At 68.3% G+C, this 22445-nt stretch carries 22 protein-coding genes, 1 pseudogene and 1 riboswitch; of the genes and pseudogenes, 11 read left to right on the top strand and 12 right to left on the bottom strand.

Annotated elements, in window-relative coordinates; genetic code table 11:
- Positions 1-36 precede the first annotated feature (36 nt).
- Positions 37-843 (top strand): CatB-related O-acetyltransferase, encoded by an 807-nt coding sequence (locus tag RAH32_RS08870; RefSeq protein ID WP_306607222.1) that lies wholly within the window; start codon positions 37-39, stop codon positions 841-843.
- A gap of 1469 nt (positions 844-2312) precedes the next feature.
- On the opposite strand, the gene RAH32_RS08865 is transcribed toward RAH32_RS08870, so the two are convergent.
- The gene (locus tag RAH32_RS08865; protein WP_306607220.1) at positions 2313-3998 is read right to left on the bottom strand and encodes a thiamine pyrophosphate-binding protein; all 1686 of its coding nucleotides are present in this window, start codon (positions 3996-3998) and stop codon (positions 2313-2315) included.
- A gap of 271 nt (positions 3999-4269) precedes the next feature.
- Here RAH32_RS08865 and ribB point away from each other — a divergent pair, with 271 nt between their 5' ends.
- The 5 genes from ribB to RAH32_RS08840 all read left to right on the top strand — a co-directional run bounded on the left by ribB (position 4270) and on the right by RAH32_RS08840 (position 8310).
- The gene (gene ribB, locus RAH32_RS08860) at positions 4270-5385 is read left to right on the top strand and encodes a 3,4-dihydroxy-2-butanone-4-phosphate synthase (protein ID WP_306607218.1); all 1116 of its coding nucleotides are present in this window, start codon (positions 4270-4272) and stop codon (positions 5383-5385) included.
- A 4-nt stretch (positions 5386-5389) separates the two neighbouring features.
- Positions 5390-5863, top strand: a complete 474-nt coding sequence (locus RAH32_RS08855; RefSeq protein ID WP_306607216.1) for a 6,7-dimethyl-8-ribityllumazine synthase — start codon at positions 5390-5392, stop codon at positions 5861-5863.
- Positions 5864-5953: 90 nt separating this feature from the next.
- Positions 5954-6940, top strand: coding sequence for an ABC transporter substrate-binding protein (locus RAH32_RS08850; RefSeq protein ID WP_306607215.1), 987 nt, complete (start codon positions 5954-5956; stop codon positions 6938-6940).
- A 52-nt stretch (positions 6941-6992) separates the two neighbouring features.
- Positions 6993-7709 (top strand): ABC transporter permease, encoded by a 717-nt coding sequence (locus RAH32_RS08845; protein WP_373429699.1) that lies wholly within the window; start codon positions 6993-6995, stop codon positions 7707-7709.
- Complete coding sequence (locus tag RAH32_RS08840; RefSeq protein ID WP_306607211.1) at positions 7699-8310, top strand: ATP-binding cassette domain-containing protein; 612 nt, start codon at positions 7699-7701, stop codon at positions 8308-8310. The genes RAH32_RS08845 and RAH32_RS08840 overlap by 11 nt, the downstream gene beginning before the upstream one ends.
- Here the strand turns inward: RAH32_RS08840 and RAH32_RS08835 are convergent.
- From RAH32_RS08835 to thiD, 9 genes and pseudogenes are all read right to left on the bottom strand, one after another.
- Positions 8295-8957 carry an ABC transporter permease gene (locus RAH32_RS08835; RefSeq protein ID WP_306607735.1) on the bottom strand — a complete coding sequence of 221 codons (663 nt, stop codon included), beginning with the start codon at positions 8955-8957 and terminating at the stop codon, positions 8295-8297. The genes RAH32_RS08840 and RAH32_RS08835 overlap by 16 nt on opposite strands.
- A gap of 53 nt (positions 8958-9010) precedes the next feature.
- Positions 9011-9672, bottom strand: a pseudogene (locus RAH32_RS08830) (TenA family protein).
- On the bottom strand, positions 9669-10601 hold the full coding sequence (locus tag RAH32_RS08825) for an ABC transporter substrate-binding protein (protein ID WP_306607209.1): 933 nt from the start codon (positions 10599-10601) through the stop codon (positions 9669-9671). The pseudogene RAH32_RS08830 and the gene RAH32_RS08825 overlap by 4 nt, the downstream one beginning before the upstream one ends.
- A gap of 1 nt (position 10602) precedes the next feature.
- Positions 10603-11541: a HesA/MoeB/ThiF family protein gene (locus RAH32_RS08820; protein ID WP_306607207.1), complete on the bottom strand. Its 939-nt coding sequence runs from the start codon at positions 11539-11541 to the stop codon at positions 10603-10605.
- Positions 11538-12134: a thiamine phosphate synthase gene (locus RAH32_RS08815; RefSeq protein WP_306607206.1), complete on the bottom strand. Its 597-nt coding sequence runs from the start codon at positions 12132-12134 to the stop codon at positions 11538-11540. The genes RAH32_RS08820 and RAH32_RS08815 overlap by 4 nt, the downstream gene beginning before the upstream one ends.
- Positions 12131-12892 (bottom strand): thiazole synthase, encoded by a 762-nt coding sequence (locus RAH32_RS08810; protein ID WP_306607204.1) that lies wholly within the window; start codon positions 12890-12892, stop codon positions 12131-12133. The genes RAH32_RS08815 and RAH32_RS08810 overlap by 4 nt, the downstream gene beginning before the upstream one ends.
- Position 12893: 1 nt before the next feature.
- Positions 12894-13088 carry a sulfur carrier protein ThiS gene (gene thiS, locus RAH32_RS08805; protein WP_306607202.1) on the bottom strand — a complete coding sequence of 65 codons (195 nt, stop codon included), beginning with the start codon at positions 13086-13088 and terminating at the stop codon, positions 12894-12896.
- Positions 13072-14019, bottom strand: a complete 948-nt coding sequence (locus tag RAH32_RS08800; RefSeq protein WP_306607200.1) for an FAD-dependent oxidoreductase — start codon at positions 14017-14019, stop codon at positions 13072-13074. Before RAH32_RS08800 ends, thiS begins: the two co-directional genes overlap by 17 nt.
- Positions 14016-14834, bottom strand: coding sequence for a bifunctional hydroxymethylpyrimidine kinase/phosphomethylpyrimidine kinase (gene thiD / locus RAH32_RS08795; protein WP_306607198.1), 819 nt, complete (start codon positions 14832-14834; stop codon positions 14016-14018). Before thiD ends, RAH32_RS08800 begins: the two co-directional genes overlap by 4 nt.
- Before the next feature lie 82 nt (positions 14835-14916).
- Positions 14917-15023: riboswitch (TPP riboswitch) on the bottom strand.
- Between the two features lie 110 nt (positions 15024-15133).
- Between thiD and ggt the strand changes: the two genes are divergently transcribed.
- Positions 15134-16936 carry a gamma-glutamyltransferase gene (ggt, locus tag RAH32_RS08790; RefSeq protein WP_306607196.1) on the top strand — a complete coding sequence of 601 codons (1803 nt, stop codon included), beginning with the start codon at positions 15134-15136 and terminating at the stop codon, positions 16934-16936.
- Positions 16937-16986: 50 nt separating this feature from the next.
- Here ggt and RAH32_RS08785 read toward each other — a convergent pair whose 3' ends face one another.
- Positions 16987-17532: a PRC-barrel domain-containing protein gene (locus RAH32_RS08785; protein ID WP_306607195.1), complete on the bottom strand. Its 546-nt coding sequence runs from the start codon at positions 17530-17532 to the stop codon at positions 16987-16989.
- Between the two features lie 204 nt (positions 17533-17736).
- Here RAH32_RS08785 and RAH32_RS08780 point away from each other — a divergent pair, with 204 nt between their 5' ends.
- The 3 genes from RAH32_RS08780 to RAH32_RS08770 are packed head-to-tail and all read left to right on the top strand — an operon-like array spanning position 17737 to position 19887.
- Complete coding sequence (locus RAH32_RS08780) at positions 17737-19092, top strand: hypothetical protein (protein ID WP_306607193.1); 1356 nt, start codon at positions 17737-17739, stop codon at positions 19090-19092.
- Positions 19064-19582 (top strand): DUF2249 domain-containing protein, encoded by a 519-nt coding sequence (locus RAH32_RS08775; protein WP_306607192.1) that lies wholly within the window; start codon positions 19064-19066, stop codon positions 19580-19582. The genes RAH32_RS08780 and RAH32_RS08775 overlap by 29 nt, the downstream gene beginning before the upstream one ends.
- Positions 19583-19596: 14 nt before the next feature.
- Positions 19597-19887, top strand: a complete 291-nt coding sequence (locus tag RAH32_RS08770) for a metal-sulfur cluster assembly factor (protein ID WP_306607190.1) — start codon at positions 19597-19599, stop codon at positions 19885-19887.
- 7 nt (positions 19888-19894) lie between these two features.
- Here the strand turns inward: RAH32_RS08770 and RAH32_RS08765 are convergent, their stop codons facing one another.
- Positions 19895-21109, bottom strand: a complete 1215-nt coding sequence (locus RAH32_RS08765) for an NnrS family protein (protein ID WP_306607188.1) — start codon at positions 21107-21109, stop codon at positions 19895-19897.
- 196 nt (positions 21110-21305) lie between these two features.
- Here RAH32_RS08765 and nirK point away from each other — a divergent pair, with 196 nt between their 5' ends.
- On the top strand, positions 21306-22439 hold the full coding sequence (nirK, locus tag RAH32_RS08760) for a copper-containing nitrite reductase (protein WP_306607186.1): 1134 nt from the start codon (positions 21306-21308) through the stop codon (positions 22437-22439).
- Positions 22440-22445: the final 6 nt, after the last annotated feature.

Here is a 22445-nt window from a genome sequence, read left to right as displayed (position 1 = left end):
GCGCAAGACTGCCGAGGAAAACAGGGTGGATCAGAAATGAGCGACGGACACTTCTCGTTGAAACATGCCGACCTTCCGGCCCTTGACCGCGCGGGCCTGCGCCTGCCGGGCCTTGTCCAGACGGGCAGACTGTCCGCAGGGTCGCGGATCGAGGGGCCGACTTCGATCATCTGCACGGTCACGCCAGGGGCGTTCCTGGAAATCGGCGCGTTCTGCAACCTCAGCGGCGGCACGGTCAACAACGTCCGCTTCGGGCGGTATTGTTCATTGGCGGCGGGGGCGGTCATCGGGATGCACGAACATCCGACCGACTGGCTGACGACCTCGCGCACCGCCTATTTCCCGCAGGTCAACGGGTGGAGAGAGCTTGTCGCCCAGGACCGGAAGGACGAAATCCGCCGTGGCCTGCGACCGTTCAGGGATAGCTGTCCGATCACCGAAATCGGCGACGACGTCTGGATCGGGCAGGGGGCCTTCATCAAGTCGGGCGTCAAGATCGGCACCGGGTCGATCATCGGCGCGCGCGCGATCGTGCTGCGCGATGTTCCGCCCTATTCCATTGTTGTCGGAACGCCCGGACGGGTCGTGCGGCCGCGCTTTTCCGACAAGGCGGTGGAACGGCTGCTTGCGCTGCAGTGGTGGCGCTATTCGATCTTTGATCTGTTCTCGGCACCGATGGACGATATCGAGGCGGCATTGGACCGGATCGAGGAAATGGTCGGTTCAGGGATGGTTTCCCCTTATGAAGGCCCGGTCGTGACTGCCGACGACCTGCGGGATCCGCAGGCTCTGGCCTCTCGGCTTGCAGCCCACTTCACGCCGCGGCTGGCGCAGGCCAGTTGATCGGAAATTTCAGGACAGATCCTTGGCCCTGGTTGCCGTCGTCCCGGCGGGATGATTGCAAAGGCTGGTCGTGCATTTTCCATCCGGCGTGCCGCAATTCGACAGCGGCTGATCAGCCGATACCTGGCTTCTGCAAGACAGCTTTCGGAAGGTCTGGATGGGCGGGGCCATTCTGGGATGCAGCGGCTGCAGAACCATGTCGCAGGCAGCCAGTTCCGGCTTGGGTCGCCGCATCATCATGGATGGGTGGCAACGCGGAAATCAAATGCGTGGCTTACGGTCTTGACGTCATCATGGAACACTGCCCGGTCGGTGACGGGTGACGGGTGACGGGTGACGGGTGACGGGTGACGGGTGACGGGTGACGGGTGACGGGTGACGGGTGACGGGTGACGGGTGGTGACGACCTGCCTGGCGACGTTGCGGTCGCAAAGGAAGGTTGGGACATGGCACTCTGCATGTGTAGCAATGCCTTGACCTGGGCATCAGGTCGCGATTGCAGCCGAGGCCTTTCAAAAGTTCGATCCGAGCCGGAACGGTTGCTGCATCCGCCGATCTGACACCTTGAAAGGCGCAGGTCGTCTCCCGCGTCCTTTGGCGGGTGCAACGTTTCCTCTGTCGGGCCAGCCTGTCGCGCATTTGGCCTTGCAAGAGACGGCCACAGTGCTGGCGGCGCTGCACCGACTGAGGCCACGGCGGGCATTGCCATGGCCTTTGCCTTTTTCATCGCGTCAAGAAGGTTGTGCGCCTGCTGCACGACCGTTCGGAGGCTGGATTGACAGACGCATTGCACGACCTGACCGGCAGCACGCTTCTGGCTGAAAGGGGACCCGCAAGGGCTGTCCTCTGCAATCTTGGCTGTTCCCAGCCATTCTTGCCTTACCCATTGCGGCGGATCATCCGCGCGGCGCGTGCGGAGAGCGGGGTGGCAAGCGCACCGACCAGGCTTTGATCGACGGTCTGGCCGGCAATGCGCCGATCCGCAAGGGGACCGACCATCGCCGCAGTCAAACGCCTTGAAAATTACACCCGAAAGGGCATCAGCCATGCAGATGTGGCGCAAGATGCCCCCGCCGGTATGGGCTGATCCCTGGTGCGGGTGCATCGGCAGGCCAGGAAGCCGCCGTCGGGATTGGCCGCGTCCTTCCTGATTTCCGGCATGGCCCAAGGCGCAGGCGTGAACGGGCGTTTGTCGAGGCCGGACCTTGATGCTGGCCGCGATGGGCGTGCTTGCCATGCGGCGTGCTTGAGGCCGCCTTGCTCAAGCCGATCAGGCTGTGGTTTGCCGCGACCGGAACCAGGGGTCCTCTCTGCCAGGGGAAGGAAGTTTCGGTATCCAGCGCCTGGATCGCCGGCCCATGCCCGACGGTGATGGAAAGCCTGCCGATGAACGGTGGGGACGCGGATCAGTTCGTTCCTCTCGCGCGTCCAGGAAGGGGCACGCCCTTGCCGTCAGCATCCGGCCGCCATCATTGTTCCGCCATCTGGGCGGCTTCCCGGATCTGCGAGAGCGAGCGGTTTGCCGTCAGGGCTTCGGGATCGACCTTCACGTGGATCAGCGCCATTCGGCCGCTTGCTTCGGCCCGTTTGAAAGCGGCCGCAAAATCCGCGGTGCGGTCAACGAATTCGGCATGCGCACCGCAGGCCCTGCCGATGAGGCAGAAATCCGGGTTGACCAGTTCGGTGGCCGAAACGCGTGCCGGGTAGCGGGTTTCCTGATGCATTCGGATCGTTCCCAGCATCCCGTTGTCAACGACCACGAAGACCGGCGTTGCGCCATACTGCGCCGCCGTCGCCAGTTCCTGCACGGTCATCATGAAGTCGCCGTCCCCTGCGATGCAGACGACCCGCCTGCCGGGATGGCGCATCGCCGCCGCCACCGCGGCAGGCACGCCATAGCCCATCGACCCCGAGGTCGGCGCAAGCTGGGTGCCCAGTTCCCGATGGCGGTGAAAGCGGTGCAGCCAGGCCGCGAAATTGCCCGCGCCGTTGGTCAGGATGGCATCCCGGGGCAGGTGATGGCGCAGCCACAGGATGATTTCGGACATGTTCACGTCGCCAGGCGCCGGGCGGGGACGTTGCCAGTCCTCATAGGACGCCCGGGCGGCGCGGGTGCGTTCGGCCCAGGCAGCCTTGGCGGAAACCGCGACATCGTCCAGCAGGGCGGCGAAATCCACCGGCGCGGCATTGATCGCAAGGTCGGGCTGGTAAAGGCGGCCCAATTCCTGCGCGTCGGCATGGATATGGATCAGCGACTGCCGGGGACAGGGGATCTCCAGCGTCTCATAGCCGTCCGAGGCGATGTCGCCCATCCGGGTGCCTAGAAGGATGACTAGGTCCGCATCGCCGATCATGCCGCGCAGGGCCGGGTTGGCCCCCAGGCCCAGTTCGCCGACATAGCAGGGATGGTCATTGTCGAAGCGGTCCTGACGGCGGAAAACGGCGGCGACGGGAAGGTGGGCGCGGGCGGCGAAACGTTCGACCGCCGATTTCGCGCCCCTGTCCCAGCGACTGCCGCCCAGGATCAGGACGGGGCGTTCCGCCGCCGCAAGCCGCCGGGTGAAATCCTCCATGGCGCCGGCAGCCGGGCCTGTCCCGACCGGTTCGACCCGGCGGGGCAGGGCGGCAGTGGCTTTCTCGACCAGCATGTCCTCGGGCAGGGCCAGCACCACCGGGCCGGGCCGCCCTGCCATGGCGACCGAGAAGGCGCGGGACAGGAATTCGGGAATGCGGGCCGGATCGTCGATCTGGGCCACCCATTTCGCCACTTGGCCGAACATCCGGCGATAGTCGATTTCCTGGAATGCCTCGCGCTCGGCCGCGTCGCGGGCGATCTGGCCGATGAACAGGATCATCGGGGTCGAATCCTGGAAGGCCACATGCAACCCGGCGCTGGCATTGGTGGCGCCGGGGCCGCGCGTGACCATGCAGATGCCCGGCCGCCTGGTCATCTTGCCGTCGGCCTCGGCCATCATGGCGGCGGCGCCTTCGTGGCGGCAGGTCACGGTCTGCACACGGTCCGACACGTCCGCCAATGCGTCAAGCACCGCCAGATAGCTTTCACCCGGCACGCACCAGACCCGGTCCACCCCTTGCGCCACAAGGCCATCGACCAGATGCCCGGCCCCGGTCCTGACAGAAGTGCTTGTGGTCATGATCGTGTCCTTTCCGGGGCGGTGCAAGATGTCGGTGCCGTGCCTGGCGGCGGGATCGTGCCGGGCACAGCGCCGATGCGCAAGGCGGAAGACTGCACGGTCGGGGCTTGTATCGGGCCTGCGCGCGGTGCAAATCCGGGAATGTCCCGGTCGAAGATGTCGCATCGGACGCGGGACAGGGCGCCCCTGACCGGTCTTTCCGGGCCTCGGGCGTGAAATGATCACGGCAGGCCGGGGATACGCGACCGGCCCTTTTGTGCAGGAGCAGCGGATGCCCGATGACAAGCCCGGCCCGGTCGAGCGCAACTGGTCCGACGCCATCTCTCCCATCGAGGAGATCATCAACGAGGCCCGCAATGGCCGCATGTTCATCCTGGTCGATCACGAGGACCGGGAAAACGAAGGCGATCTGGTCATTCCCGCGCAGATGGCCACGCCCGAGGTCATCAACTTCATGGCCACCCATGGCCGGGGCCTGATCTGCCTGTCGATGACCGGCGCGCGCATCGACGCGCTGGGGCTGCCCCTGCTCAGCGCCAAGAACTCCAGCCGCCACGAAACCGCCTTCACCATGTCGATCGAAGCGCGCGAGGGCGTGACCACCGGGATTTCCGCCCAGGACCGTGCGCTGACCGTGGCGGTGGCCATTGATCCCACCAAGGGGCCGGGCGACATCGCCACCCCCGGCCACATCTTTCCGCTGCGCGCCCGCGAGGGCGGCGTGCTGGTCCGCGCCGGCCATACCGAGGCCGCGGTCGATGTCGCGCGGCTGGCGGGGCTGAACCCCTCGGGCGTGATCTGCGAGATCATGAACGACGACGGCACCATGGCGCGGCTGCCCGACCTGGTGGCCTTTGCGCAGAAACACGGGCTGAAGATCGGCACCATCAGCCAGTTGATCGCCTATCGCCGCCGCCACGACAATCTGATCGCCGAACGCGGGCAGATGGCCGTGCATTCCGAACACGGCGGCGACTGGATGATGCGGGTCTTTGCCGACGACACGTCGGGCGCGGAGCATATCGTGCTGACCAAGGGCGATCTGACCCGGCCCGGTCCGGTGATGGTGCGGATGCATGTGCTGGACCCGCTGCACGACGTCCTGGGCATCGGGCGCAGGAACGCGGGCACGCTGGGCCAGGCGATGCGGATGATCGCGGATGAGGGCAGGGGCGTCGTGGTGCTGTTCCGCGACATCGAACCCCGCCTGCCGCGCCAGGACGAGGTGTCGTCCCATGTCATCCGCCATTACGGGCTGGGGGCACAGATCCTGTCGGCGCTGGGTCTGTCGGAACTGGTGCTGCTGACGAACTCGGCGCCGGTGCGGGTGATCGGCCTTGATGCCTATGGCCTGTCCATCCATTCGACCCGTCCGATCAGGGAATGACACCATGGCCGCCAGCATCGAACATCACCAACTGCCGCTGCCCCGTATCGAAGGCGCCCGCCTGCTGATCGTGGTCGCGCCCTATTACCGCCAGATCGCCGAACACCTGGTCGCCGGGGCGCAGGCTGCGGCGGCCCAGGCGGGTGCCGGCGTCGAGCTGGTCGAGGTGCCGGGCGCCCTGGAAATCCCCACCGCCATTGCGCTTGCCGCCAGCGGGGGTTTCTACGACGGCTATGTGGCGCTTGGCTGCGTGGTCCGGGGCGAGACGACGCATTACGACACGGTCTGCAACGACAGTTCCCGCGGGCTGACCCTGCTGGGTTTGCAGGGCCATTGCATCGGGAACGGCATCCTGACGGTGGAAAACATCCACCAGGCCGAGGTTCGGGCCGATCCGCAAGGCCAGAACAAGGGCGGCGGCGCTGCGGCGGCGGCGCTGCACCTGATCGCGCTGAAGCGCCGCTGGAACCCTGCCTGACGGCGCGGCGGCGGGGTGCGACTTCTAGTCGATTGTGACGGCCCCCCGCCCATGCCACCCTGTCGCCGAAGAAAGCCGAAGGGGGAAACAATGCGCTTTCCGTGGATCGGCCGGATCGCCGGTCTGGCCGCGGCTGTCCTGATGCAGGCCGGGACGGGCCTTGCGCAGCCCGCTCCGCTGCCCGTGGTTACCATCGGCACCCTGGAAAACGGCACCGTCAACTGGGAACTGCGCACCATCCAGGATCGCGGCTTCGACCGCGCGAATGGGTTCGAATTGCGGATGCAACCCTTTGCCGGCAACCCCGCCACCCAGGTCGCCATGCAGGGCGGACAGGTCGATGCGATCGTGTCGGACTGGATCTGGGTCGCGGTCCAGCGTGCCAACGGCGCGCCCTTCACCTTCTGGCCCTATTCCACCGCCGTGGGCGGGCTGCTGGTGCCCGCGGACAGCCCCGCGCGCAGGCTCGAGGATCTGGAGGGGGAAAGGATCGGCATCGCAGGCGGGCCGGTGGACAAAAGCTGGCTGATCTTGCGCGCCTGGCACCGCCAGCAGACCGGCCGCGATCTGGCCGATGTCACGCAGCAGGTTTTCGGCGCGCCGCCGATGATCCAGAACGCGGCGGAAACCGGGCAGGTCGCGGGGGCGATCAACTTCTGGCATTTCCTGGCGAAGATGCAGGCAGCCGGGATGCGAGAACTGGTCAGCGTGTCGGATGCCGCCCAGGGGCTGGGGCTGGACCCGGACACGCCGCTGTTGGGATATGTCCTGCGCGACGACTGGGTGGCCGCGAACCCCGATCTGGCGCGCGGGCTGGCGCGGGCCTCGCGTCAGGCCAAGGATCTGCTGGCGGCGGACGACGCGGCCTGGCAGGCGCTGCGCCCGATGATGGAGGCCGACACGGACGCGGAATTCGCGGCCCTGCGCGACGGCTGGCGGGCCGGCATCCCGCCCGAAGGCCCGGTCGATGCCGAAGACGCGCAGCGCCTGTTTTCCCTGCTGGCGGAACTGGGCGGGGACGACCTGACAGGCGGGCTGACGGAATTGCCGGAAGGGTTGTTCTGGCAAGGTGAGTGACGCGACCCCCCAGAAGCGGCCCGGCCTTGTGCCGGGCATCCTGTCGGTGCTGATGCTGCTGGCCCTGTGGATGGCGGTGGCGGGTCTGGCCGATGACCCGCGCACCATGCCCTCGCCCCTGGCAGTAGCGGCGCGCATCGTCGATCTGGCTGTCACGGGGGAATTGTGGCTGCACGCGGGCGCGACGCTGTTGCGGGTGCTGGCCAGCTTTGCGATCGCCATGGCGTTGGGGATCGCCCTGGGACTGTGGATGGGCCGGTCGCAACGGGCGGATCACTGGCTGAACCCCGCCCTGGTGATCGCCCTGAACATCCCGACCCTGGTGGTGATCGTGCTGGCCTATATCTGGATCGGCCTGAACGAGGTCGCCGCCGTCACCGCGGTCGCCCTGAACAAGATCCCCCTTGTGACCGTCATGCTGCGCGAGGGTGGCCGCGCCCTGCGTCCCGACCTGGACGACATGGCGCGGGTCTTCGGCATGGGATGGTGGTCGCGGCTGCGCCATGTCGTCCTGCCACAGCTTGCGCCCCATATCGCGGCGGCGGCGCGGGCGGGCATATCCCTGATCTGGAAGATCGTGCTGGTGGTCGAATTCCTGGGCCGGTCGAACGGCGTCGGCTTCAAGATCCACCTGCTGTTTTCCAGCTTCGACGTGGCCGGCGTGCTGGCCTGGGCGCTGGCCTTCGTCGCCGTGATGCTGCTGATCGACATTGCCATCCTGCGCCCGTGGGAGGCTGGCGCGAACCGCTGGCGGCGCGATGAGGCTTGATCTGGCGGGCAAGTCCTTCGCGGGCCGCTCGATCCTGGGTCCGCTGCGCCTTTCCGTCGAACGCGGGCAGCGGCTGGCGATCCTTGGTCCCTCGGGCGTCGGCAAATCGACCCTGCTGCGCATCCTGACCGGGCTGGACAGGGATTTCCAGGGTCGTCTGGACGGGGGCGAAAGGCTGGCGGCGGTGTTCCAGGAACCGACCCTGCTGCCTTGGCGGCGCGCCGTCGCCAATGTCACCCTGCCCACCGGCTGCGATGACGCCACGGCCCGCGTCCTGATGGCCGAGGTCGGACTTGCCGGGCACGAGGACAAGTTTCCCCGTCAGTTGTCCCTAGCCCAGCAACGCCGCCTGTCCCTGGCGCGCGCCTTTGCCGCAAGCCCCGACATCCTGCTGATGGACGAGCCTTTCGCCAGCCTGGATCCCGACACCGCCGGCCGGATGATCGACCTGACTGCCATGCTCCTGGACCGCAGCGGGGCGGGGCTGGTGCTTGTCACGCATGACGCGGCGGAACCGTCCCGGCTGGGGGCAGTCCCGGTCAGGCTGTCGGGCAACCCTGCCATTCTGCAGACGGATGAGGCTTCTCAGCCACCGGCATAGCGGTCCAGCCGCGCCGCCATCAGCGAAACCACGCCCCTGAAGGCGACCGCGATCAGGACGATCAGGACCAGGGCCGCGAACATCTGGTCTGTCTTCATGCGCCCGCTGGCCTGGATCATCGCCGCGCCCAGTCCCCTGGCGCCGCCGACCCATTCGCCGATGACCGCGCCCACCGGGGCATAGGTCGCCGCGATCCGCAGCCCGCTGGCCAGATCGGGCAGGGCGGCGGGGATGCGCACGATCCGCAGCGCCTCGATGGGCGTGGCGCCCATGCTGTCGGCCAGTTCGCGAAAGACCTTTGGAGTGCGCGACAGCCCGTCAAGGAAGGTCTGCGCCACGGGAAAGAACACGATCAGCGCGACGACGGCGATCTTGGGGGCGACGCCATATCCCAGCCACAAGGTCAGCAGGGGCGCGAAGGCGAAGACCGGCACGGTCTGGCTGATCGTCAGCACCGGCATCAGCGCTCGCCGCAGGGGCGCCAGCAAAGCTATGCCAAGCGCCAGAACGACGCCCAGGGTTGCGCCGATGGCAAAGCCCGCGACGGTTTCGCCCAGGGTGATCAGGGCGTCGCGCGCAAGCCCGGCCTGCCCGTCCCACAGCGCCCGCGCGACCGCGACCGGACCGGGCAGCAGGAAGGGCGGCACCTGCAAGGCAGCGACCGCCTCCTGCCACGCCAGGAGGAAAACGGCGCAGCGGATCACCCGGTCACTGTCCAGAACCCCGCCTCGAGCCGGGTCGCGGTCGAGAAACGGTCCTGAAGCTCGCGCCAACGCGGCAGCGCGGTCGGCTGCGGTCCCAGCCGCGCGGCGACCGCGCCGTCGATCAGCGCGGCGGTGTCGCGGCACAGCGCCTGATATTCCGCGCCGCCATAGGTCGCAATCCAGTCGGCATAGGCGGGGTCATGCGGCGCCGCGATCAGCCGCGCCCCGATTTCCCCGTAACCCAAGACGCAAGGCGCCAGGGCCGCCAGCAGATCCAGGAAATCGCCGCTATAGCCCGCTTCCAGCACATAGCGGGTATAGGCCAGGTTCTGCGGCGCCTCGACGATGCGGGACAGGTCGTCCTCGCTGATCCCGGCCTGCGCGCAGTTCCCGACGTGCAACCGCATCTCGATTTCCAGAAGCGCGTGGACGGTGGCCGAACAGGCGCGCATCTCGGCCAGGGAACCGGCTTTCACGACGGCCAGCGCCAGGCGCGGGCGAAATGGATCAGGAACAGGTAATCCTGCGCCAGATAGGTCAGGAAGGCCGAACGGGGCAGGCTGCCGTCGGCCAGGGCGCGGACGAAGGGGGCATCGACATAGGCGTCCCAGTCGGGGGCTTTGGCCCGCCACAGCGGAAAGCAGGCGCCATGGCTCATGCGCCGGGATCCCTGGCCAGGGCCGATACCGGCAGCGTCTGGCGCGTCAGACCGGCATCATGCAGGAAGGCCTCGAACCGGGCATAGCGGGCGTGATCCACCGCGCCGGGGCTTTGGGAAAAGCGCGGCAATGTGGCGGTCCAGGCCTGCCGGTTCAGGTCGTCATCCAGGTCGGGATGGGCGTCGCGAAAGACCTGCCAGGCATCTACGGGATGGTTCACGACGTAGTTCGCGCCGCGTTCCATCGCGGCGACGAAACGGGCCACGGCGTCGGGGTCCATCCTGTCAGGATTGGCCAGCAGGATCAGTTCGTCATAGGCGGGGATGCCGTGTTCCTCGACGAAGAGGCAGCGTCCTTCGGCGCCTTCCAGCCGCATCTGCGTCAGTTCGAAGTTGCGAAACCCGCCAAGCGTGGCATCGACCTGGCCCGTCATCAGCGCGGGCGACAGCGCCCAGCCGACATTGACCAGTTCGACATCCCGGATCGTCAGCCCGGCCTGTTCCAGCATCGCGCCCATCAGCACGGTCTCGATCCCCGGCACGGAATAGCCGACCTTCCGGTCCCGCAGATCGGCGATGTTCTGGACCGGCCCGTCCGCCAGAACCGTCAGGCAGTTCAGCGGCGTCGCGACCAGCGTGGCGATGCGCGTCAGGGGCAGCCCTTCATGGACCTGAAGATGCAGTTGCGGCTGATATCCGACAGCCAGGTCGACCTGGCCCGAGGCCACCATCTTCGGCGGATCGGCGGGATTGGCGGGGGCGACGATCTCGACCGTCAGGCCTTCCTGGGCGAAGAAGCCCTTTTCCTGTGCGATGACGATCGGGGCATGGTCGGGGTTCACGAACCAGTCCAGCATCAGCGTGAGGGAATCGTCCGCCATGGCGGGCGCCGCGGTCAGAACCAGGGCAAGTGCGGGCAGCAGTCTCATGTCAGTCTCCGGTGGCGATCAGGGCAATCTCGCCCGGCCAGTCGCGGCGCAGGCGTTCGGCGGCGGCCCAGGCCCGCAAGCCCGAACGGCAGGCGAGGACGACCCGCCGCCCGTCCTGGGGGCGGGGCAGGTCGGGTCCGCGCAGGGCATGGGGCACGAAGGGCAGGGGTGCCTCGTCCATGCCGCGCAGCTCCACCGCGATGTCATCCGGCCGCATCTGGCCGGGGGCGATGAAGCGATGGCCCGTTTGGGGTTCGGGGGCGTCGTCGAAGCGGAAGCTGGCCGGGCGCAATCCGTCGAAGCGGATCATCTGGCCCAAGGGCGACGGGGTCATCCCCAGCAGGACGGTCAGCGCCATCTGTGCCTGGATGGCGCCGATCAGGCCGGCCATCGCTCCCATAACGCCTGCCGTGGCGCAATTGCCGGCCTGCGCCGGAAGGTCCGGGAACACCGCCCGGACCGAAGGCGCGCCCGCGCAGAAGCCCCCCGCAAAGCCCTGGGTGCCGAGGACGGAACCGGCGATCAGCGGACGCCCCGCCGCAAGGCAGGCATCGGACAGCGTATAGGTAACCGCAAAGCTGTCGGCGCAATCCAGCACCAGATCCGCGCCTGCCACCAGATCGGGCGCATTGGCGGGATCAAGCCGCGTCACCAGCGGGGTTATCCGGCAATCGGGGTTCAGCGCGGCCATTTCAACTGCGGCTGCTTCGGCCTTGGGCCTGCCGATATGGCGGCCAAAGATGGGCTGGCGATGCAGGTTCGAAACCTCGGCCCGGTCGGGATCGACCAGGGTGATCCGGCCGATCCCGGCTCCGGCCAGGTATTGCAGGACGGGAACGCCCAAGCCCCCCGCACCGACGACGAGAAGGTCCGCGCCGGCAAGGCGGGACTGGCCCGCCGCGCCAAAGCCAGGCAGGATGGTCTGGCGTGCATATCTCACGGCGCGACCTCCAGCCATTCGCTGATGCGCCGGTCGGGATCGGCGGCCAGGGTGATGTCGGTGACGGCCGCTGCCATGTCGGCGCCCGCAGCCATGGCAAGCCGGGCGCGTTCCGGGGTCAGACCGCCGATGGCGCAAAGCGGGATATCCCCTATCTGCGCCTTCCACTCGGCCAGCCTGTCCGTGCCCTGCGGCGCCCAGGGCATCGCCTTCAGGATCGTGGGCCAGACCGGCCCAAGCGCCACATAGTCGGGGTCGCAGGCCAGGGCGCGGTCCAGTTCGGCCCTGTCATGGGTGGAAACGCCCAGGCGCAGGCCCGCCTTGCGGATCGCCGCCAGATCGGCCCCGTCCAGATCCTCTTGCCCCAGATGCACCGCCTCGCAACCTTCCTCGATCGCCAGTTGCCAGTGATCGTTGACCACAAGGATCGCGCCGTGGCTGTGGCACAGGTCGCGGGCGCGGGTGATCTGGCCGCGCAGTTCGGCAAGGGGCCGGTCCTTGATGCGCAACTGCACCAGCCGCACCCCCAGGGGCAGGACGCGCGCGATCCAGTCGGCGCTGTCGAGGACGGGATAGAAGCGCGGCCAGATCACAGGAACGCCTTTCCCAGAACGGGGGTCGAGGGGACGGCCATGTCCGTCCGCTCCATCGGGTCGGCCAGATAGGCGGCGCGACCGGCCCGGACCGCATCCGCCATCGCCCCGGCCATCATTGCGGGGTCGCCTGCACGGGCGACGGCGCTGTTCAGCAGGACCGCGTCATAGCCCATTTCCATGGCGGCGGCGGCATGGCTGGGCAGGCCGATGCCCGCGTCGATGATCAGCGGCACATCGGGAAAGGCAGCCCGCAATGCCCGCAGGCCGTGGGGGTTGTTCAGCCCCAGCCCCGACCCGATGGGCGCGCCCCAGGGCATCAGCACCTGGCAGCCCGCGTCCAGCAGGCGTTCGCAGACGGTCAGATCCTCGGTGCAATAGGGAAAGACCTTGAACCCCTCGGCTGCCAAGATGCGTGCCGCCTGGACCAGTTCGAAGACATCGGGTTGCAGCGTGTCGGCGTGGCCGATCACCTCCAGCTTGATCCAATCGGTGCCGAAGACCTCTCGCGCCATGTGGGCGGTGGTGACGGCTTCCTTCGCGCTGTGGCAGCCGGCGGTGTTCGGCAGCAGGCGCGCACCCAGGGACTGGACCAAGGCCCAGAAATCCTGTCCGCCGCCGGTTTCCCGCCGCAGCGACACGGTGGCGATCCCCGCGCCGGACCGGGCGAAGGCATCCGCCAGGATCCGGGGCGAGGGATAGCCTGCGGTGCCCAGCAGCAAGGCGCTTTCGACATGCGTTCCGTAAAGGACCGGCATCTCAGCCCCCCTGCATGGGGGCCAAGGCCTCGATCCGGTCTCCGTCGCGGATCGGGGTTTGATCACGCAGCGCCGCGGGGACGAAGCTGCCGTTCAGGGCGGTGGCGATATGGCCCGTGACCCCTGCCTGGGTTAGGGCATCGGCCAGGGTGGCGGCGTTGGTGTGGCAGGGGCTGCCGTTAAGAATGATCTGCATCCATGAACTCCGGTCTGGTTCCGTGTTGAAGGTGATCGGCGACCATGCGGGCCACGGCAGGGGCCAGCAGGAAGCCGTGGCGGTAAAGCCCGTTCGCGTGAAGCGTGCCGCCGATGCGGCGGATGCGGGGCAGGTTGTCGGGAAATGCCGGGCGGGCATCCGCGCCCAGTTCCAGAACCTCGGCCTCGGCCAGGGCGGGATGCAGCGCGAAGGCCGCGCCCAGCAGTTCCAGGACCGCGCGCACGGTCGGCGGGCCGCGCCGGTCGCTTTCCAGCATCGTCGCGCCCAGCATGAAGATGCCGTCCCCGCGCGGCACGAGGTAAAGCGGAATGCGCGGATGCAGCAGCCGCACGGGACGCGACAGCGTGACATCGGGACAGCGGATCACCACCATCTCTCCGCGCACCCCGCGCAGGTCTGGCAAGGCATCGCGGGCGGCAAGGCCCCGGCAGTCGATGATCCTGCCCGACAGGACCTCGGTCCGGGGCAGGCGGGCCGACAGGATGGACAGCGCCTGCCGGGGATTCAGATGCGCCTCGTCCGCGAAGAACAGGGCGCGCCCGAACCGCCCGGCCAGATCCGGCTCCAGGGCGGCCAGGCCTTGGGCGTCGAGCATCCGGTGCCCAGTGCTGCGCCGCGCGAAGCGGTCCAGGGACGCCGCGTCCCGCGCGGCGCTGACGACCAAGGTGCCGTTCCGCGCCACCGGCACGCCTTGGGCCAGCCACCAGTCGGCCGAGGCAAGGCCGTGCCGGGTCACGGCCGCATCGGCGCTTTCGCCTTCGCAATGAGGGGCCAGCATCCCGCCTGCCCACCAGGAACAGGCATGCGGTCCGGGTGCGCGGTCGCGGATCGCCGCCGGGATGCCGCGCCGGGTCAGTTCCGTGGCAACGCAAAGGCCCATCACGCCCCCGCCGATGACGGTCACGGTCATGGGGCGACCTCGGCAGGCTGCGGCCACAGCGCGTGGAAGTGATGGACCGGCCCATGCCCCCCGCCGATGGACAGATCGCCTGCGGCCCGGATTGCGCCGTGCAGCCAGTCATGCGCGCGGCCCGCCGCATCCACGACCGTCAGTCCCTGCGCCAGTCCCGCTGCGATGGCCGAGGCCAGCGAACAGCCCGTGCCATGCGTGTGCCGGGTGTCGATCCGGGCCGATGCGAAGCGCGCCACCCCGTCCGGCCCGACCAGAAGATCGGTGCAGCGGCTTCCCCCTGCATGACCACCCTTCATCAGAACATGGCGCGGACCCAGTGCGCAAAGCGCGCGCCCCTGGGCGATGGCCTCGGCGTCGGATCCGGCGGGGGCTTGGTCCAGCAGGCGCGCGGCCTCGGGCAGGTTGGGGGTCAGCACATGGGCCAGAGGCAGCAAATCGCGGATCAGCGCGGCCACGGCGTCGTCCGATGCCAGGACATCGCCCGACTTCGCGACCATGACCGGATCCAGCACGATGGGGATGGCGCAGCCGCGCAGCGATGCCGCGACCGCAGCGACCGCCTCCGCCGACCCGATCATGCCGATCTTGATGGCATGGACGGCGATATCGTCCAGAACCGCATCGATCTGGGCACGGATCAGCGTCGGAGGAACGGGGTGGATCGCCGTCACGCGCCGGGTGTTCTGGGCGGTCACGGCCGTGACCACGCTGGCGGAATAAACGCCAAGCGCCGACAGCGTCTTCAGATCCGCCTGCAACCCCGCGCCGCCGCCGCTGTCCGATCCGGCAATGGTCAGAACGGTCCTGGTCATGTCCCTTCCCCTTTTCTGTCGCATCCGGGATGCGCGACGGGGGACGGGGCGGCAGACAGGCGGATCGGTCCGGCGGACGACGCGTGTCAGCCTATCCGTTCCCTCCGCCGGCATGACCCGGATCAGGTTCGATGGGTCGGTGCGCATTGCACCTCTCAGCCCCGCGACGGGACGCCCCAACGGATAGTGTTGGCGGGGACCGTAACGGCGTCCGCAGCGACCGTCCAGCGAAAAACCCCGCGACTTGCGCCACTCGCATCGGGGGCGCACAGTAGGGCATTGAAACGCAGGAGGCAGGGATGAAACAATCGGCAGTTGCGGTCGCGCTGTTCCTGGGCGGGTCCGCCATGGCCTTTGCCCAGCAGGCCACCGATGCGGTGGCGCCCGAGGCGGCGTCGGGTTCCGATGTCCAGGCCGACGCGTTCGGCCCGCTGACCCAGGCCGCGCGCGCCGCGCTTGACGCCAAGGCGCGGGGCGAACCCGTCGCCGGGCAGGACTGGATGATCAGCGCAGCCCATCCCCTGGCGTCCGAGGCGGGGGCCAGGGTCCTTGCCGCCGGCGGCAGCGCGGCAGATGCCATGGTCGCGGTGCAGGTGGTGCTGGGACTGGTCGAGCCGCAAAGCTCGGGTCTGGGGGGCGGGGCCTTTCTGGTCTGGCACGACGCGGAAACGGGCGAACTGACCACGCTCGACGGTCGCGAAACCGCGCCCATGACGGCCACGCCCAAGCTGTTTCTGAACGAGGAAGGCCAGCCGCTGGAATTCATGGAGGCGGTGGTGGGCGGCCTGTCCGTCGGCACCCCCGGCACGCCCGCCCTGCTGGAGGCCGCGCACCGCAGATGGGGCCGGGCGAACTGGGCGGGCCTGTTCGACGACGGTATTCGTCTGGCCGAGGAGGGCTTCACCGTCTCTCCGCGCCTGGCGACACTGGTGGCCGACGAAGGCGAGGCGCTGCAAGCCCATCCGGCGACGACCGCCTATTTCTTTCCAGATGGCCAGCCGGTCGCCGCGGGGGCAAGGCTGACCAATCCGGCCTATGCCGATACCCTGCGCAGGCTGGCATCCGATGGCGCGGCGGGGTTTTATCGGGGGGACGTTGCGGAAGGCATCGTCGCGGCCGTGCGCGATGCCGACAATCCCGGCCTGCTGTCCATGCAGGATCTGGCGGGTTACCGGGTGGTCGAACGTCCGGCCCTCTGCGTCGAATATCGCAGCCATGATGTCTGCGGCATGGGGCCGCCGTCGTCGGGCGGGCTGACCGTGGGGCAGATCCTGGGTATGCTGGGCGGATATGATCTGGCCGCGCTGGGAGCGGAAAGCCCCGAAAGCTGGCGGCTGATCGGGGATGCGTCCCGCCTGGCCTTTGCCGACCGCGGCCGGTTCATGGCCGACAGCGACCATGTGCCGATGCCCACGCAGGGGCTGATCGACCCGGCCTATCTGGCGGAACGGGGCAAGCTGCTGGCAGGCGACGACAGCTTGCCCGAAGTCAGCGCCGGACAGCCCGGCTGGTCCCATGCCATGCTGTGGGGACAGGACTCGTCGCTGGAACTGCCATCGACCACGCATATCTCGATCGTGGACAGCTATGGCAATGCGCTCTCGATGACCACCACGATCGAGAACGGCTTCGGATCCCGCGTGATGACCGGGGGCTTCCTTCTGAACAACGAACTGACCGATTTCAGCTTCGAGACCCATGACGCGGATGGCTGGCCCATCGCCAATGCGGTGGCGCCGGGCAAGCGGCCCCGGTCCTCGATGGCGCCGACAATCGTGCTGAGGGACGGGGCGCCGGTGATGGTGATCGGGTCGCCGGGCGGCAGCCGGATCATCGGCTATGTCGCCCGCGCGATCATCGCGCATCTGGACTGGGGCATGGACATCCAGGCCGCCGTGGCCGCGCCCAACATCGTCAACCGCTTCGGCCCCATGGATGTCGAGGCCGGGCTGCCAGCCGCCCTGACGCAGGGCCTGACCGACATGGGGTTCGAGTTGAACGAAACGGACCTGACGTCGGGCCTGCAAGGCATCGTGATCGGGCCTGACGGGCTGACGGGCGGCGCCGATCCACGGCGGGAAGGGATTGCGCTGGGCGGCTGACATGAAAAGGGCGCGCTTTCGCGCGCCCTTTCCGGCAATGTGGGGGCGTCTTATTCGTCCACCCACTCGAATTCCGGTGCGTTCTCCAGGGCCTCGCGGTTGGCCGTGAAGACGATGAAGTATTCGTCTTCCGAATCGCCGTCGCGGATCACCCGCAACTGGTCCATCGACACGGCCACCGTCCGTTCGCCCAGGCCCAGGAAGCCGCCGATATCGGTCAGGACCGCCTTGACCTGGCCGTCCTGGCTGATCACCAGGTCGCTGATCTCGCCGATGTCTTCCCAGTTCTCGTCCACCTCGTTGAAGGTGGCGTTCATGTCGACATCGGCTTCCGATGCGTAAAGGCGCTTGCCAATGAAGGTTTCGGCCGACATGTCGCCCGCCATTGCGGTATAGCCAAAGCCCATCTCGCCTGCGGCGCCTTCGGCCGGCATCGTGGTGGTCGCGGTGGCATCGGCCGGCGCGGCGGTGGTGCCTTCGGTCGTCATCGGCGCATCGGTCGTGGCCGGCGCGGTGGTGGCATCGGTCGCCGTTTGCGCCATGGCGGGTGCGGCAAGCATGGCGACAAGGGCGGTCGAAGCAAGCAGCTTGGTCATGGTCAATCTCCGGTTCTTGTTTGCGTTTTCGGTGTCCGGCATGGGCCGGCTGTTCAGACAACAGGCAGGCCCGGCCAAGGTTCCCACACGATTTTGGCAACGCCTCCATACGACAGGTTGCAAATCCGTCGCCTCTTTGCGTTCGATCAACGAAGTCGCGCCTTGGGTGCAGGATGCTGGCCGCTACGGTTTCGGGGGTCCGACATGCTGGGCAAGGCGCTTTCACGATGGACATTGGCGTGGTTCGCCTCGGCCATGGCGTTTCTGCTGGCAGCCCTGGCGATGGCCACGTTCGGTCTTGCCGGGCCGGGCCGCTGGTCCGAGGGATGGGCCTTGGCTGCGGTCCATCTGTTTGCCCTGGGCTGGCTGTGCCAGATGATGCTGGGATCGCTGATCCAGTTCGTTCCGGTCCTGACCGCCCGGCCGCTGATCCTGCCCCGGCTGGCGTTGCCGGCGCTGATCCTGTGCGGCGCGGGCACGCTGTCGCTGGCAGGGGGCTTTCTGGCGCTGGATGGCTGGCCCACGGGCGTCCTGCTGGCGGCGGGGCCAGTGCTGCTGGGGCTGGCCTTCGGGCTGGCGATGCTGATGCTGGGGGGCACGCTGGTCGCCACGCGGGCCTGGCGCACGCAGGACGGGTCCACGGTGCTGCTTGCGCTTCTGGCGCTGCCGGTGCTGTGGGTGACGGGTGCGGGCATGGGCTGGGCCTTCGGCGGGATTGCCTGGGGGGCGGCCCTGCTGCCCGACGGGCTGTCCCTGCATGTGTTGCTGGGCGCGGGCTTCTGGCTGACGCTGGCGGCCATGGGGGTCAGCTATCGGCTGTTTCCGATGTTCCTGATCGCCCCGGACGGAAGCAGCCCTTGGCGCCGCGCGGCGCTGATCGCGGCCGCCCTTGCGCTGGCGCTGTTGCTGGCCGCGCTTGGCGTGCTGCTGGCGGGCGGCGATCCCTTGCCCTTGGCCGTCGCCTGCGGTCTGGCCTGCGCCTTTGCGGCGGGCCTGTATCTGGGCGAAATCCGCCGCATCTGGCAAAGCCGCCGCGCCCCCGCGCCCGAGACGAACATGCAATGGAGCCGCGCGGCCCTGGCCTTCCTGGCCCTGGCCGCCCTGCTGGTTGCGCCCGCGCTGATCCTGGGCGGGCCTTGGGCCGAGGCGGCGGTCTTCGTGGCCCTGGCCGGGTGGCTGTCCACGCTGACGCTGGCGCAGATGGTCAAGATCACCAGCTTTCTGACCTGGATCCAGGTCTTTGCCCCCCTGATCGGGCGCGCGCCGGTGCCGATGGTCCACGACCTGACAGACGCCCGCGCCGCCGGGCGCAGCCTGGCGCTGTGGGTCGCGGGCGTGCTGGTCGGTGCGGCGGCCCTGGCCGCGCAGGTTCCGGCACTGTTCGACATTGCGGCCCTTGTGCTTTTGCTGGCGGCATTGCTGCATGGGCACGAACTGATCGCGATCCGCCGCCTTCGTCACCTTTCCGAAACGGCGCGTCCTGCAGGATTGCCGCCGATGATCCTTCCCCCGTCCGACCGGAGAACCGACCATGACATCCCCCGCCCCGCATCGGCTTGACGTCCGCCCCTCGCTGGCCCAGGGCCAGGATCCCTTTTCGCTGATCATGCAGGCCGTGGACGGCTTGCAGCCGGGCCAGCCCTTGCTGCTGATCGCGCCGTTCCGGCCGGTGCCCCTGTTCAACGTGATGGCCAACCGGGGCTTTTCGGCGCGCGACCGGCAGTTGCCCGACGGCGGCTGGCAGGTCGAGTTCACCCCTGTCGCGGGCGAGACGGTCGAGGAAGGCCTGGCCCCCGGATCGGCGCCGGGCGCGGCGCTGTGGCCCGATCCGGCCCGGGCGCTGGATCTGACGGGCCTGATGCCGCCCGAGCCGATGGTGCGCATCTTGGAAACCATCGACCGCATGACGCCGGGCGAGGTGCTGTTCGCCACGCTTGACCGCGAACCGATGTTCCTGTTCCCGGAACTGGCGATGCGCCATCACGAATGGGCCGGGAACTTCGCGGCGGACGGCGCGACCTATCGGCTGCTGGTGCGGCGCGGGATCTGAAGGGGGGAAGGGACATGGCCGACTTGCATGATCTTGTCCGCGACAGGCTGCGGACCGTGCTGGACCCGGAAACCGGCCGCGATCTGGTGGCCATGGGGATGATCTATGCCATCGAGGTGGACGGGGGCCATGTCCGGGTCGATATGACGACCACCACGCGCGGCTGCCCCCTGGCGGATTTCCTGCGCCTGGGGGTCGAGACGGCGTTGCAATCGCTGGAGGGCGTGGCATCGGTGGACGTGCGGCTGGTCTGGGAACCGGCCTGGACGCCGGACCGGATGGAGCCGGTCCGGGCAGGGGCCTGAAGCCCCCTCAGGCCCGCGCCGCCTGCATCCGGGCCGGCTGGCGGCGTTGCAGGACCAGCATCGCGCCGTGTTCCGCGACGAACAACCCGAAGGACAGGATCCACAACAGGCCCGCGGCCTCCATCAGGCCCGCCGATCCGGTCAGGTCGGCCAGGGGGCGCGCCAGGGCGGCCGCGAACAGGCACAGATAGGACAGCGTGGTCACGCGCGATGCGGTCAGGTCGCGCCCGGTATGCCCGCGCGTCGCGCGCGTCATCACCGCCAGCATCATGGTGCCGATCACCCCCACCGTCAGCACATGCAGCGCCGATGCCGCCTGCACGATCCCCAAGGCCGCCGCCGTGACGGCCAGGAAGCCCAGCGGCACGAAGGCATAGGACAGGTGCAGCACCCACAGCAGCGGTTCCGCGCGGGTGGCAAGCCCCCGCCAGCGGGCCAGCCGGGCGGCGTTCAGCCCGGCGGCCATGGCGCAGCCCAGGGCGGCTGGCGTGGATTCAGGGGCAAACGTCCAGATGCCAAGCGCCAGGGCGGATGCGATGATCACACCCATGTCGAAGCGGTCATGGGGAACAGGCATCGCCCCGGCCCCCTGCCGGTTCAGCCAGTTGCGGGTAAAGCTGGGGATGATGCGTCCGCCGATGATCAGCACCAGCATCACATAGCCCGCCACGGCCGCGCGCATCCACAGCGCCGGATCGCCGCCCAGAAGCGCCGCCCCGTGAAAGCCCAGATTGCCCGCCATGATCGCCGCGACGCCGCCCAGGACCTTCAGGTCGTTCCACTTGCGTCCCGCGACGATCTCTCGGGCGGCGATGGCCAGCAGCAGGGGCAGGAAGGCGGCGTCGATCAGCGCCGCGACCCAAGGTCCGGTCAGCGCCGCCGCAGCCATGGCCAGGCGGCCCGCCGCCCAGACCGAAAACAGCGCGATCAGCGCCCGGCCCGACACCGGCAGGCTGCCGGTCCAGTTCGGAATGGCGGTCAGCAGGAATCCCGCCAGCACGGCGGGGGCAAAGCCGAAGACCATTTCATGCGCGTGCCACAAGGGGGCGCCGTAATCCCCGCCCAGGGGCAGTCCGTGAGTCAGGGCCGCGATCCACAGCGCCATGGCAGCCACCGCCCAGACGGCGCCGCCCAGGAAGAAGGGCCGGAACCCGTATGACCACAGCGCAGGCCCGTCGGGCCGCAGGCCGCGGGGGATTCGGGGGCGTTTGGCATCGGTCATGGCGCATTCCTTTCATCGCTCTCACCTGACGGATAGGCGGGAAAAATGCCTGCTCTTTGCGTTGCAGCAAGCATCGGGACGAAAGGGCGGCACTTGGTTGTTCCAGCACAACGTTGTGCGCGGCGTGGCGTGGCAATCTTCACTCAACCGGGATGAACCGGGTCCGATCTGTCATCGAGTATGAGGGAAACCAGCCATGACCAACCTGTCCGTCAGCCGCCGCACGATCCTTGCAGGCGCCGCCATCGCTGGCGCGCTGAGCCAGGTGCGCGTCGCCGCCGCCGAAACCGCCGATGCCGCCAAGGTGCTGACCCCGGCTACCGCAGTAGATGTGGACAGCCTGCCGCGCGTCAAGGTGGATCTGGTCGATCCGCCCTTCGTCCATGCCCATGAACAGGTCGCGACCGGCGGCCCGAAGGTGGTCGAATTCACGATGAACATCATCGAGAAGAAGATCGCCCTGGACGACAGCGGCGCCGAATACTGGGCGTCCACCTTCAACGGCACCGTCCCCGGCCCGCTGATGGTGGTCCACGAAGGCGACTATGTCGAACTGACCCTGATCAACCCGCCCAGCAACGAACTGATGCACAACATCGACTTCCACAGCGCGACCGGCGCGCTTGGCGGGGGCGCGCTGACCCAGGTGAACCCCGGGGAACGCTGCGTGCTGCGCTTCAAGGCGACGAAACCCGGCGTCTTCGTCTATCACTGCGCCCCTCCGGGCATGGTGGCCTGGCACGTCGTCTCGGGCATGAACGGCGCCATCATGGTGCTGCCGCGCGAGGGGCTGAAGGACCGGAACGGCAAGCTGGTCAGCTATGACAAGGTCTATTACATCGGCGAGCAGGACTTCTATGTCCCGCGCGACGAGGCGGGCAACTGGAAGACCTATGCCAGCCCCGGCGAAAGCTACGAGGATGTCGTGGCCGTCATGAAGACCCTGACGCCGACCCATGTGGTCTTCAACGGCGGGGTGGGCGCGCTGACCGGCGACAACGCGATGACCGCGAATGTCGGGGAAACGGTGGCCTTCGTCCACAGCCAGGCCAACCGCGACACCCGGCCCCACCTGATCGGCGGGCATGGCGATTACGTCTGGGCCACGGGCAAGTTCAACAACCCGCCCGAAACGGGCCTGGAAACCTGGTTCATTCCGGGCGGCACGGCGGGGCTGATGGTCTACAAGTTCGAACAGCCCGGCGTCTATGCCTATGTGAACCACAACCTGATCGAGGCCTTCGAGCTTGGCGCCGCCGCCCATGTGGTCGTCAAGGGCGAATGGAACGACGACCTGATGAAGCAGGTCCTGGCCCCCGCCGCCGTCTGACGCGGC

It is taken from the genome of Paracoccus yibinensis, assembly GCF_030846195.1.
Taxonomy (GTDB): Bacteria; Pseudomonadota; Alphaproteobacteria; order Rhodobacterales; family Rhodobacteraceae; genus Paracoccus; species Paracoccus yibinensis.
This window is presented reverse-complemented; position numbering and strand designations above follow the sequence as displayed.